Source organism: Clostridium sp. CTA-5 (genome assembly GCF_054768135.1).
Genome location: NZ_BAAAAT010000001.1, coordinates 938,293 through 952,025, shown reverse-complemented (window position 1 = coordinate 952,025; position 13,733 = coordinate 938,293). Strand labels below are relative to the sequence as shown.

Genomic DNA, 13,733 nt, shown 5'->3' with positions numbered 1-13,733 from the left:
TAAAAGATGTCAAATTTATTACAAGAAATAATTGAAGATGACGAAGATACCCAAAAGGATAAATACCTTATATTTTCAATCGATAGACAAGATTATGGTATTGATATTGAAAATGTAATTGAAATTATATGTATTCAACCTATAACAGAAGTTCCTGAATTACCCGATTATATTAAAGGAGTAATAAATCTTAGGGGAAAAATAATACCTGTTATGGACATTAGATTAAAGTTAAAAAAAGAAGCTAAAAAGTATGATGATAGAACATGTATTATAATAGTAGAAATAAAAGGGATATGTATTGGATTTATAATAGATAGAGTGTTAGAGGTTGCTACTATACCTGAAAAGGATTTATCTAGCCTTCCTAAAATTAAAAAAAATGAAGATAATTCTAATAAATATATAAGAAATATTGCTAAAGTTGAAAATGAAGTAAGGCTTATTATAGATTGTAATAAGATTATAGAAGACGATGAAATCGAAAAATTTTAAAAAACAACGCATTGATAAATATATTAAAAGTAGAGAGGGCTATGGAATATGTGGTTTACTAATTTAAAGATAAGCAAAAAATTAATATTAAGTTTTGTGTTAATAGCATTAATTTCTGGAGCAATGGGAGGTTATTCAATTTATGCATTAAAAACAGCGAATAAATTGGATGTTGAATTATATGAAAATATGACAGTCCCTATTGCAGAAATGAGCCAAATAGGTATTGAATTTCAACAAATGAGAGTAAATATAAGAGATTTAGTAATGGCAGAGTCATCTGAGGAAAGTTTAAAAAATATAAATGCAATTCAAGAAAATATTGAAAAGATTGAAAAATTATCTGAATCATTTGATAAAACAATTAAATCAGATGATGTAAGAAGAGAATTTGATACTTTTATTGCTGCAAAAAAAGTATATAAAACAGAACTTGAAAAATTAATACAACTTGTAAAAGAAGGAAAACATAATGAAGTTGTTACTATGATGAAAGAAAATAAAGAAGCTGACAAAGCGTCATTAGAGGAACAAAAAGCTATAGAAAACTTGATTTCTATGAAGACTAATTATGGAAAAGAACAATCTAACTTAAATACTAGTAAAAGCAACACGGCTATAATAGCAATGATAGTAGTAAATATTTTTGTTATGATTATATCAGTATTAATAGGATTATACATAGCTGGTTTGATAACTAAGCCTTTGGAAAAAGTAGTACATATGATTAAGGAAATGAGCAAAGGACATCTTGGTGAAAGATTAAATATAAATACATGCGATGAGTTAGGTGAAATGGCACAAGTAATGGATGCATTTGCATGCGATTTGCAAGAACATGTAATTGGTACAATGCAAAGAATATCACAAGGGGATATTAACATGGAGATAATTGTAAAAGATGAAAAGGATGAAATTTCTCCAGCTTTAGATAAGACAATAAAAACTATAAAGGCATTAGTAGAGGATGCAAATATTTTATCAAATGCAGCTAAAGAAGGTAATTTAGATATAAGGTCAGATGAAACAAAACATAGTGGAGATTTTAGAAAGATAGTAGAGGGGGTAAATGGATTAATTGAAGGTATGGTAAAACCAATAAAAGAAGTTAATAGTGTCATGAGTGAAATGTCTAAAGGAAATTTAGAGGTTCGGGTAAATGGATCTTATAAAGGGGAATTTGGAGTATTAGCAAGGTCTGTTAATAATACACAAAAAGGTTTAAAGGGTATTGTTGGAGAAATTTCTGAAATTATAGGAGAAGTCTCAACGGGTAATCTTGCAATCGAATCTGTTAAAGAATTTGAGGGTAATTTTAATAATATTTCAGCTTCATTAAATACAATAATAATCTCATTAAATTCAGTCCTTAGTGAAATAAATGTTGCTTCTGAAGAAGTATTTATGGGAGCAAGGCAAGTTTCAGAAGGCAGTCAAAGTTTATCTGAAGGCGCGGCAGAACAAGCAAGTGCTATAGAAGAATTAACTTCATCTATAGCTGAAATCGCAGCACAAACTAAAGAAAATGCTACAAATGCGAATGAAGCTAAAGAACTTGCAATTAAGGCAAAAGAAAAAGCAGAACAAGGAAACATACAAATGAAAGAAATGCTTCAGTCTATGGCAGAGATAAATGAATGCTCTGATAGTATTTCAAAAATAATAAAGGTAATAGATGAGATAGCATTCCAAACTAATATACTTGCACTTAATGCAGCAGTGGAAGCAGCTAGAGCAGGCCAACATGGAAAAGGATTTGCAGTAGTGGCAGAAGAAGTAAGAAATTTAGCTGAGAGAAGTGCGAAAGCAGCTAAAGAAACTACTGAACTTATTGAAGGTTCTATAAAAAAAGCTGAAAAAGGTACTGAGATTGCAAATGACACAGCAAAAGCTTTATATGAGATAGTAAATGGAGTTTCAAAAGCAACAACATTTGTGACTGAGATAGCAGCAGCTTCAGCTGAACAGGCTATTGGTATTTCACAGATAAATTCAGGAATTGATCAAGTTTCACAAGTTATTCAAGCAAATTCAGCAACTGCTGAAGAAAGTGCAGCAGCTAGTGAGGAACTTTCAAGTCAATCACAATTACTTAAAGATATGGTTTCTGTTTTTAAGCTTAAAAAGTAATAGAGAATATGTGATTATTTAAAATGAAAACTAGATTAGATATGAACAATTCTTTTGAAAAATAAGTTAGAATTTACACAAAATTATTTATTATTCTAAGATAATATAAAACGACTATCTCAACTACATAAATATATGTTTTGAGATAGTCATTTTTTAATTATATATGTCTAGCTACTTCAAAGGCATCCCAAATAGCAGTCATGATATTTCTAACTTTTCTTGCATCTCCTAATAAGTATAATTCTTTATCATTAAATTTTAATTCATTATATAGTGATTTTTCAGAATTATATCCAACAGATAAAATGATAGAATCAGCAGGAATTGTTGTTTCTTTATCATTTTCTTTTATTACAGCACCTTCATCAGTTACTTTAGATACAATAGTTTTTGTTTTGATATCAACTTTGTAAAAAGCTAAAAGATCTTTTAGCATTTGGCTATTTGCATGGCATATTTCAGGACCAGAAGATAACACTCCATCAAGAGCTTCAACGATAGTAACTTTCTTACCTTGTTTTACAAGCCAAAGAGCTGTTTCACAACCAACTAAACCACCACCAACAATAACTGTTGAATCTCCAGAATTTTTATTTCCTAAAAGTACATCTTGAGCAGTATAAACTTTCTTCATATTGCCTTCTAAGTTTAATATTTTAGGAGTCGAACCAGTAGCTACAATAACTACATCAGGATTTAATTTATCAACTAGGTCTTTTGTAACTTCAGTATTAAAATTAATATCAATGTTATTTTCTTTTAATTCATTTTCGTACCAGTTTACAAGGGCTCTATCATCTTCTTTAAAATCAGGAACTCCTCCAGGTATAATATTTCCACCTAATTTATCTGTTTTTTCATATAAAGAAACTTTATGACCTCTGATAGCACAAACTCTTGCAACTTCACATCCAGCAACGCCACCACCTATAACCATTACATTTTTAATTTTTTTAGCAGGTTGTAATTCAAAGTCTTTTTCTCTACCAGTAGATGGGTTTACAGCACAAGAAAGTCCACCACCAGTAGCTAATCTTCCCATACATCCATCATGACAAGATAAACATGGACGAATATTTTTAATTTTTTCTTCTTTAATTTTTCTTGGAAGATATGCATCTGCTAAAAGTGGTCTTCCTAAAGCTACCATATCTGTTTTATGAGTAGCGATAGCATCACTTGCAAGATCAGGGTTGTCCATTCTTCCGGCTGTAATTACAGGAACTTTAAGTACTTGTTTTAACTTTTCATTTAATGAAAGATACATTCCTTTTTCAAAATACATAGGAGGATGATTCCAATACCATGAATCATAAGTACCAGCATCAGAATTAAAAGCATCATATCCAGCTTCTTCTAATATTTTAGCAACTTCAAGACCTTCTTCAAGATCACGACCTTTTTCTTCAAAGTCTTCTCCTGGTAAGCCACCATTATTTAAGCCTTTTACATAACTCTTAACACTATAACGAAGAGATACAGGGTAATTTTTTCCACAATTTCCTTTTATTGATTTAAGAATTTCTATAGGTAATCTTAATCTGTTTTGTAAACTGCCACCATATTTATCAGTTCTTTTATTGAATAATGTCATAGTAAATTGGTCAAGAAGATATCCTTCATGAACAGCATGTACTTCAACACCATCAAATCCAGCTTCTTTTGCTATAGCAGCTGATTCACCGAATTTTTTTATATAAGTTTCAATTTCTTCTATTGTAAGTTCTCTGCATGTTACATCAGGCATCCATTTATGAGGGATAGCAGATGGGGCTATTGGTTGAACACCTCCAACAATACCAGGAATACTAACACGACCAAAACCCATAGTTAATTGTAAAAATATTTTTGAGTTATAAGCATGAACTCTTTCAGTAAGTATTTTTGCCATTTTTATAAAGTTTCCAGGGTTAATAGTTGGACAAGGCATAGAAGGCATAGAACATTTTTCAATGTCATTTTCAACATAAGTAACACCAGTAATTATTAATCCAGTACCACCTTTTGCTCTTTCAACATAATACTCTATTCCTTGTTCATTAAAACTACCATCTTCTGAACATAATCCAGCAGGTCCCATAGGAGCCATTACGAATCTGTTTTTAATTTCAAGGTTACCAATTTTGATTGGTTCAAATAAATTTGAATATTTACTTTGCATAAAAAAACCTCCCAATGTTATAAAAATATATATACCGAATTAATTCAATGAATAGATTCATAAAACTAATTCGTTGAACACGTTCAGTATAATACCATATTATGAAAACGTCAACATATAATACAAATTTTACAAAAATAATATGTTAAATTTGACAATAAATAAATGTTAAGTATAATGATAATATGATGGAATTTTTAGAAAATTGTAACTAGGAGAATAAAAAATGACAAAACTCACAAAAAGGCAAATTCAAGCTATAAATACAAAAAATAAGATATATAATACAGCAACAAAGCTTATGCAAAAAGAAGGATATGATAGTATTACTATACAGAATATATGTGAGAAAGCTGGGGTTTCAGTAGGGAGTTTTTATCATTATTTTGAGTCTAAAAATGATATTTTAATAGAATTATATAAAAAAGCAGATGATTTTTTTTATGATAATGTTAAAGATAAACTTTCTAGTAAAAATGCACTTGATAAAATTATTGAGTATTTTGGTTATTATGCAGAATATAATCAAAACACAGGAATTGATATGATGAAGCAGTTATATAATTCAAATAATAAAATGTTTATTACTAAAGGAAGAAATATGCAAACCATATTAGATGAAATAATAAGAGAAGGTCAGGAAAAGAATGAAATTATAAACGAAATGACACCTCAATATATTACAAGATATATTTTTGTATTAATGAGAGGAGTTGTGTATGATTGGTGTTTGCATGATGGAGAGTACAATTTAAAACAAGAAATGAACAATACTTTAAAACAACTTATAACAATATTTAAGCCTTAATAATATAGATTTTTTTAAAACTATATTATTAAGGCTTAATTTTATAATGTAAGATTTTTTTATGTATTTAAATTTAGAAAAAAATTAATAAAGAAATTTAAATAAAAATAATGTTTGTAATGATAATCATTGTCAAAATTAAAAAAGAGTGTTATATATATAAGTAGAAAGTAATTAGTTAAAGTTTTATATTGCTATAAATAAGGAGGGGGATTAATGGCAACAGGTATTATTTCAATAATAATCGTATTAATAACTATTTTTTCAGTTAAAAGTTATATGAAAAAATTAGCGGGAGGATGTTGTGGAGGAACAGTTGAACCAAAACAAAGAAAACATAAAAATAAAAATATATCAGATTATAAATTTTCTAAAACAATATATATTGAAGGAATGAAATGTAAAAATTGTGCAAATCATATTGAAAATGAACTTAGCCATTTAGAAAATACTTTTGCAGAGGTGGATTTAAAAAATAAATTAGCTAAGGTTAAAATGAAATCAAATATAGAGGATCAAATTCTTAAAAGAACTGTAGAAAAAACAGGATATTCTGTAATATCAATTAACAGTAATAATTAAAACATATAAAAATAGAGTTTAATTTTTATAATATCAATGAAATATAAATTAAATAATAATAAATAGTATAGATAATATTTTAATAATTAATATAGTAAATATAGTGATTATTAAAATATTATCTTTTTTTGATAAAAATAATTCATTTTCATTAATGTCTAAAAAGTCGAAATATTTAATCAATTACCAAAATAATATAAAAATGTTATAATAAAAAAAGTTTGTAAAAATATATATATTTGATTTTTAAAGATAAAAAGGTTAAATACTAGAATTTAATCAATTTTATTTTTATTTAAAACTAGGAAAATATAACATAATAAGATAAGGAGTTAAGTAGATGAAATTAAAAAAAATTAAATTTGAACTTATATTTAAATTTGGTACAGTAGTGCTAATAGCTTTAGCAGTTCTATCATTGGCATCTTATCAAATGTCTAAAAAACTTATAGAAGAGACTGCTTTAAATATACTTAATAGTACAAGTAGTATTGCAGCAGAAGCTGTAGAAAATATTATTGAAGGAAATATTAATTTAGTTAAGCAAATTGCAGACGATGATATATTGAAAAATGAAAGTATAACTATAGATGAGAAACTTCAAAATATGAGTAAATATAAAGAAAAATATAACTTGGTTGATATTTGTATAGCAGATATAAATGGTAATATGGTAAGTTTTGATAAGAGAGAAAGTAAAATAGATGATAAACAATATTTCAAAGATAGTTTAAAAGATAAAGTAATTGTTTCAAATCCTTTTTTAAATGATATAGATAAAAAAACTATGATTATAGCATATTCTGTACCTATAAAAAATGGAAACGATATAATTGGTGTTTTGCTTGTATATTCTCACGCTGATGAAATCGTTAATGATGTAAATAAAATTAAGTTTTTAAATACAGGACAAGCATATATGATTAATAGTGTTGGAGATACTATATCTAGCAGTGATATGAATTTAGTATACAACAAAATAAATAACATTAAAGAAGCAGCTAATAATCCAGAGTTAAAAAATCTTGCAGAAATAGAACAAAAAATGATTCAAGGGGAAGTCGGAATAGGAGAATACACTTATAATGGTACTCATAAATATATGACTTATGATCCTGTTAATGTAAATGGATGGTCAATTGGTATATATGTTAATAAAGATGATGTTTTAAGTAATTTACCTATACTAAATAAAGTTATAATTGGAATAGCAATCTTATCAATATTAATTGTAATTTGTATTATTTATTTAGTTTCTGGAAAAATTTCTGACTTAATAAAAAAAGTAGAAGATTATTTATATTCAATTTCAAATGGAAAATTAAATATAGATATAAATGAAAAATTAATAAATTGCAAAAATGAAATAGGAAGTATGGCAAATGCATTAAAAAATACTAAGATGAATATTGGGAAAATTGTAAATTCTATTAAAAATGGATCTGGTATAATAAATGACAAAGCAAGTAATTTAGCAGCTATGTCAGAAGAACTTACTGCATCTGCTACTAATATTTCAGCATCTATACAATGTGTTTCAGCTGGAACTGTAGAACAATCGCAGAATTTAAATGATATAGTTAATATGATAAAAGAATTTAGTGGTGAACTTAAGGATTTGTTGATAGATATATCTGCAATTGATTTAATGTCTAATGAGATTGGTGATATGGCTTTAAATAGTAACAAAGATATGCAAAATGTTATTATATCAGTAAGAAATGTTACAAATACTTTTAATGATGTTGCAAACAAGATAGGGAATGTAGAAATTAAAATTAATAGTATAAATGAAATAACACAATTAATAAACAATATATCAGAACAGACTAATCTTTTAGCATTAAATGCAGCTATAGAAGCAGCAAGAGCTGGTGAAGCAGGCAGAGGGTTTACAGTGGTTGCAGATGAAATAAGAAAATTAGCAGAACAAAGTAAAGATTCAGCAGAAAATATAGCAAAAATAATACAGGGAATAGTTATAGACACTAAGAATGTAGTAGATACTACAGGTTCTATGAAAGTTGAAATAGAAAATCAAAGAAACCAAATTGATGTTGCTATAAATTCTTTTAAAGAAATATCTGAATCTATTAAAAGGATGAATCCCAAAATAAATAGCACTTCAGAATATGCAAAGAGTATAGATAACAAGAAGAATGTTATATTTGATAAAACAGAATCAGCAGCAGCAATATCAGAGGAAGTTTCAGCTTCAGCGGAAGAAATTATGGCGTCTATAGAAGAGATGAATGCATCTACAGAAGAACTTTCCGTTTCTTCCCAAAGTTTATTAGAAATGACAGATGATATGGTTGAATCAGCAAACTTTTTTAAGAACTAATTAAATTAAATATTTTTAGTTTGAATATAAAAAGTTAATTTAAGAATATTAATATATATGTTGTAATAATAATTTTTAAATAAATTAAATGAATATATATTATTTTATTGAAGATTTAAATTTGCAACATAATGTAATATAAAATAAGAATAAATATTATGCTCTTGAACAAAATAGTAATGTGATATTATAATAAAATTCTATTTTAGGAGTGATAATTATTATGAGTGAAAAATGTGATTGTTCTTGTTCAAGTCAGCAAGAAAAAGAGAAGAAAGCTAATAATTCCAAAATTAAACATAATAAAAAGGTAAACAAGAAAGATTAATATTAAGAAATTTAATAACGTAATTTATGAAATTAAAAATGCCATGTCAAATATATATTTGACATGGCATTTTTTTTGATGATAAGGCACATAAAATCTCTTTGTTTTCATTTTCTATAATTGCACCAACAACTTTTAATATTTTCCACTTTTAACTATCTTACTACAATATTAACATATATTTGTTTTGTAAAAAAATAATTTTTATATTAGTTTCAAAACATGTAAAAAAAATCTAATTTTTTTATTTAAAATATAAAAAAATTTTATTTTAAAACAAAAAACAGCTAAAGCTTTTACAAAAAATAAACGAAATATATAATATAAACAAACTTGAATGAATATTCTTAACATTATCTAAAAGGAGGATTTTTATAAAATGAATAACATTAATTTAAAAAACTTTAAAATTATTTATGGGATCATTATATTGGGAATAACTGCTCTTATTTCTAATATTGCCATAAGCAGTATAGGCTATTTTAATATGGGTAATTTAAATAATAATATAAAATATCTATATGATAATAAACTAAATAATGTAAAAATAGTGGGATATATAAATGGTGAATTAGGACAGTTAAGAAATGCATTAACAAAGGTTATTGACAGACCATATAATCAAGATACTATAGATATAGTTAAAAAAAATGATGAATTAATAAAAAAAGATCTTGAAGATATGCAAAAATCTGACCTTTCTGATAATGAGAAACAATTAGTGAAAGAATTGAAAGATAATTATTCTAATTATATGAATAGTGCTCAAGATATTATAAATAAAAGAAGCAAGGGAGAAACTATAGATGCTCAATTTATGAGTGATTATGGTAAGATTGGGGATAACATATCTTCTATATTAACTAAGTTAACAGATGGAAATGTAAAATCTGCTGAAGATACTTATATTTCATCAAAAACAGATTTCAATAAAGCAACAATGTTATTTTTAATACTTGTAGGTGTTGCTATTGTTATTACTGCTTTAATAATTGTTATAGTTGCTAAGATTATTAAAACTTCTATAGCAGATTTTTTAAATATACTTAAAGTGTTAGCAAAAGGAGACTTTACTATAGAAATTGATAAAGATTCTTCAAGTGAATTTGGAGTTATGAAGAAAGAATTATCAGTAACTGTGGATTCTATATCTAATATATTAAAGGAGTTTAAGAATAATACTTCAACAATAAATGATCAAGTTTTATCTTTATCTGCTACCTCAGAAGAGATGTCATCATCAGCATCACAAGTAGGAGAAGCTGTTCAAGAGGTTGCTAAAGGTTCAGAAGGTCAAACAAATGAACTTATAGATATAACTAATTCAGTAAGTAATTTTGCAAATTCTATAGATAACATAGTTTCAGTTATTGGAAATGTTACAGATAATGCAAATAATATAAATGATATGGCGGGAGAGAGTGGAACTCAGCTTACTAAGTTAATGGATTCTTTAAATGAAATTGATAAGTCATTTAAGAGTGTTTCAGAAAAGATTGGTACATTAGGATTAAGCATAAATAAGATAACAGATATAACACAACTTATAAATAGTATAGCAGATCAAACAAACTTACTTGCTTTAAATGCAGCTATTGAAGCTGCAAGAGCTGGTGAAGCTGGACGTGGTTTTGCTGTAGTAGCAGAAGAAATAAGAAAGCTTGCAGAACAAAGTAAAACTTCTTCACAAGATATAAGTAATATAGTAGATGTAATATCTAGTGAAGCTAATTATGTTATAACAAATACGTCAGTAGTTAGTAAGTCATTTAAAGATCAAGAAAGTATAATAGAAAATTCAATGTGTTCTTTTAAAGAAATAATAGAGGCTATAAATAAAATTATTCCACTTATAAATAATGTAAGTGATTTAATATCTATATTAGATAATGAAAAATCAACGATTATAATTAAAGTTGAAAATGCTTCAGCAGTATCAGAGGAAAATGCTTCAGCGGCAGAAGAAATAGCGGCATCAAGTCACGAAATGAGTGCTTCAGCAGAAGAAGTTGCATCAAGTGCTACATTATTAGCTTCTGTAATTAATGAAACTGTGGAAGTGATAGAAAAATTTAAAGTGTAAAATAAAGAATAAAAGTTATTTTTAAATAATACATTTTACCCCCTAAAAGCTAAAATAGATGAATATTTTATATAATTTTAATAAAGATGATTGGAATGGAAGAGAATTTAAATATTCAATATGTTGACATAAATTCCAATAAAGTATTATTATAGAATATAAATATTCATTTTGTATAGTAAAAGGGGGTTTTATAATGGAATTTAGGACATACTTAAAAAATTATCCAGATAAAGAAGGGCATTTTGGGCCATATGGTGGGGCATATTTAACTGAAGAGTTAATTCCTGCATTTAAGGAAATTGGGGACGCGTATCAAACAATTTGTCATTCTTCACAATTTATTAATGAACTTAGGCGAATACGCAAAGAGTTTCAAGGAAGACCTACACCGGTCTACCATTGTGAAAGGTTATCTAGAAAAATAAGCAATTGCCAAATATATTTAAAAAGAGAAGATTTAAATCATACAGGTGCACATAAGTTAAATCATTGTATGGGTGAAGGACTACTTGCTAAATTTATGGGGAAAAAGCGTCTTATTGCAGAAACAGGAGCAGGACAGCATGGAGTAGCTTTAGCTACAGCAGCGGCTTTTTTTGGATTAGAATGTGAAATTCATATGGGGGAAGTTGATATTGCAAAACAAGCGCCTAATGTAACTAGAATGAAAATATTAGGTGCTAAAGTTGTTCCGGTTTCTCATGGTTTGAAGACTTTAAAAGAAGCAGTAGATTCGGCATTTGAATCATATGCTAAAAATTATAAAGATTCAATATATTGTATAGGATCTGCTTTAGGACCACATCCTTTTCCACTTATGGTAAGAGATTTTCAGTCAGTTGTAGGATATGAAGCAAAAGATCAATTTAAAGAAATGACAGGCCTTTTACCAGATGTAGTCACAGCTTGTGTAGGTGGAGGAAGCAATGCAGCAGGAATGTTTATACCATTTCTTGATGAACCAGTTGATATAGTTGGAGTTGAACCTTTAGGTAGAGGAAATAGCCTAGGAGATCATGCAGCTTCAATGAAATATGGAGAAAAAGGTATTATGCATGGATTTGAAAGTATAATGTTGAAAGACAAAGATGGAGAGCCAGCACCAGTATACTCTATTGCTAGTGGACTTGATTATCCATCGGTTGGTCCTGAACATGCATTTTTAAGAGATTTAGGAAGAGTAGAATATACTGGAATAAGTGATGAAGAGGCTATGGATGCGTTCTTTAAGTTATCAAGATATGAAGGCATTATTCCAGCAATTGAAAGTTCACATGCAGTTGCATATGCCATGAAAAAAGCGAAAGAGATGAAGCAAGGGTCTATTTTAGTATGTTTAAGTGGACGTGGCGATAAAGATATTGATTATGTTGTTGAAAATTATGGATATGGTGAACAATACTTTAAGTAAAAATTAAATATTTCAATAAGGCGCATTCAAAAAACAATAGAGAAGTACTATACAGAATATACAATGTTTCTTTGGTCTATTATTTTATGTGCATAAAGTTAGGGTGGTATGAATTTTACCATCCTTTTTAAATTTTTTATTAATTATTAAGAAACATTAAAAAATTATTGAAATTAGAATAGAAATGTTGATTTAAACATAACTTAAGGTTAAAATTACACTATTAACTTTTAGAAGATAAGAAAGAATGTGGTGAGGTACTTTTGGAAATAAAAAAAATGACAGAAGCTGCAATGTTTTCAGCACTTTTTGTAGTAATAAGCGTTCTTGCAATAGGAACAGGGTTTGGTTATGCAGGATATTTAGATATAGGAGTCCCTGTGATTATTGTGTTAATATACTTAAGATGTGGATTGAAATATACACTTCTTTCAGGAGTAACTTCTCTTTTATTAGTGGTGATTACCTTAGGTGACATGCCTTCAGCTATTTGTATGAGTCAAGGAATGATATTGGGGATTTCATGTGGAATTCTTATTTCTAGAAATCAGACTATTTTTGATGATTTATTTTATGGATCAATTTTTGCATGCTTTGTAATGATTATCGTAGATATAAATTTTTCAACATTAATAGGTTATAGCTTTATAAAAGAATGCAAAGAGTATTTAGTGTATGTACCCTTTTTAAGTGAGTATGGAAAGAAAAATTTATACTATTTTTTAATTGCTTCATTACCAATTGGAACAATGTTTATAACATACTTTTTAAGTATAATACTAGCAAATAGGTTTAAATTACTTAATGATTTATCAAAGAAAAAATATATTATTATCACTAAGTTTAATAAATATGGAACATATATTTCATGTTCTAAGAGAACTATAAATATAGGAATAATTTATATAATACTAACAATTTTAGTAGGGATGAATGAGTATTTAATATCACAAATATATATTGATATATTACTTAATTCTGTAAAATACGTGGTTTTATATTTTGTGATTCAAGATAGTTATACTATGCTTAACAAGTTTATGTATTTATTAATTAAATCTAAGATAGTATCATTATTTGTGCAAGTAGGAAGTTTATATATGTTAATTAATTTTTTTAAATTAACAAGTATTTCTATAGTAGTATTTAATGTTGTAATTGATAAAATATTAAATTTTAGAGATAGACAAAGTGCAACTTTAGAGAGATATTTACTAGATTTATAAATAACAATTTAAAAGATAAAATATTATTTTTCTTTAATCATTATAGAATAAAAGCATATTTTTACAGTTAACAATATATATATTGTTATTGTATAATAAAGATGATTAGTTGTAAGAGTGGAATAAGTAATAAAAATAATAACTAATCTATAGATTAAT

The 13,733-nt window shown here is 26.9% G+C and carries 9 protein-coding genes and 1 pseudogene; 8 read left to right on the top strand and 2 right to left on the bottom strand.

The genetic code is table 11. The features are described from left to right. Window positions 1–6 precede the first annotated feature (6 nt). Both ACYUET_RS04380 and ACYUET_RS04375 read left to right on the top strand, forming a co-directional pair. Window positions 7–495, top strand: a complete 489-nt coding sequence (locus tag ACYUET_RS04380) for a chemotaxis protein CheW (RefSeq protein WP_460278023.1) — start codon at window positions 7–9, stop codon at window positions 493–495. Between the two features lie 48 nt (window positions 496–543). Next, entirely contained in the window at window positions 544–2,625 is a 2,082-nt protein-coding gene (locus tag ACYUET_RS04375) for a HAMP domain-containing methyl-accepting chemotaxis protein (RefSeq protein ID WP_460278022.1), read from the top strand. Window positions 2,626–2,785: 160 nt separating this feature from the next. Here ACYUET_RS04375 and ACYUET_RS04370 read toward each other — a convergent pair whose 3' ends face one another. Then, entirely contained in the window at window positions 2,786–4,789 is a 2,004-nt protein-coding gene (locus ACYUET_RS04370; protein WP_460278021.1) for an oxidoreductase, read from the bottom strand. A 226-nt stretch (window positions 4,790–5,015) separates the two neighbouring features. On the opposite strand from ACYUET_RS04370, the gene ACYUET_RS04365 reads away from it, so the two are divergent. The 3 genes from ACYUET_RS04365 to ACYUET_RS04355 all read left to right on the top strand — a co-directional run bounded on the left by ACYUET_RS04365 (window position 5,016) and on the right by ACYUET_RS04355 (window position 8,523). Continuing rightward, complete coding sequence (locus ACYUET_RS04365; RefSeq protein ID WP_460278020.1) at window positions 5,016–5,597, top strand: TetR/AcrR family transcriptional regulator; 582 nt, start codon at window positions 5,016–5,018, stop codon at window positions 5,595–5,597. A 216-nt stretch (window positions 5,598–5,813) separates the two neighbouring features. Next, window positions 5,814–6,179, top strand: coding sequence for a heavy-metal-associated domain-containing protein (locus tag ACYUET_RS04360; RefSeq protein ID WP_460278019.1), 366 nt, complete (start codon window positions 5,814–5,816; stop codon window positions 6,177–6,179). Between the two features lie 340 nt (window positions 6,180–6,519). After that, window positions 6,520–8,523: a methyl-accepting chemotaxis protein gene (locus ACYUET_RS04355; protein ID WP_460278018.1), complete on the top strand. Its 2,004-nt coding sequence runs from the start codon at window positions 6,520–6,522 to the stop codon at window positions 8,521–8,523. A 395-nt stretch (window positions 8,524–8,918) separates the two neighbouring features. On the opposite strand, the pseudogene ACYUET_RS04350 reads toward ACYUET_RS04355, so the two are convergent. Then, a pseudogene (locus ACYUET_RS04350) lies at window positions 8,919–8,993 on the bottom strand (8-oxo-dGTP diphosphatase MutT); the annotation flags it as partial. Window positions 8,994–9,230: 237 nt separating this feature from the next. On the opposite strand from ACYUET_RS04350, the gene ACYUET_RS04345 reads away from it, so the two are divergent. The 3 genes from ACYUET_RS04345 (at window position 9,231) to ACYUET_RS04335 (ending at window position 13,574) form a co-directional block, all read left to right on the top strand. Next, window positions 9,231–10,934 (top strand): methyl-accepting chemotaxis protein, encoded by a 1,704-nt coding sequence (locus ACYUET_RS04345; protein WP_460278017.1) that lies wholly within the window; start codon window positions 9,231–9,233, stop codon window positions 10,932–10,934. A 196-nt stretch (window positions 10,935–11,130) separates the two neighbouring features. Next, the gene (trpB, locus tag ACYUET_RS04340) at window positions 11,131–12,348 is read left to right on the top strand and encodes a tryptophan synthase subunit beta (protein ID WP_460278016.1); all 1,218 of its coding nucleotides are present in this window, start codon (window positions 11,131–11,133) and stop codon (window positions 12,346–12,348) included. 263 nt (window positions 12,349–12,611) lie between these two features. Further along, window positions 12,612–13,574: a YybS family protein gene (locus ACYUET_RS04335; protein ID WP_460278015.1), complete on the top strand. Its 963-nt coding sequence runs from the start codon at window positions 12,612–12,614 to the stop codon at window positions 13,572–13,574. Window positions 13,575–13,733 lie beyond the last annotated feature (159 nt).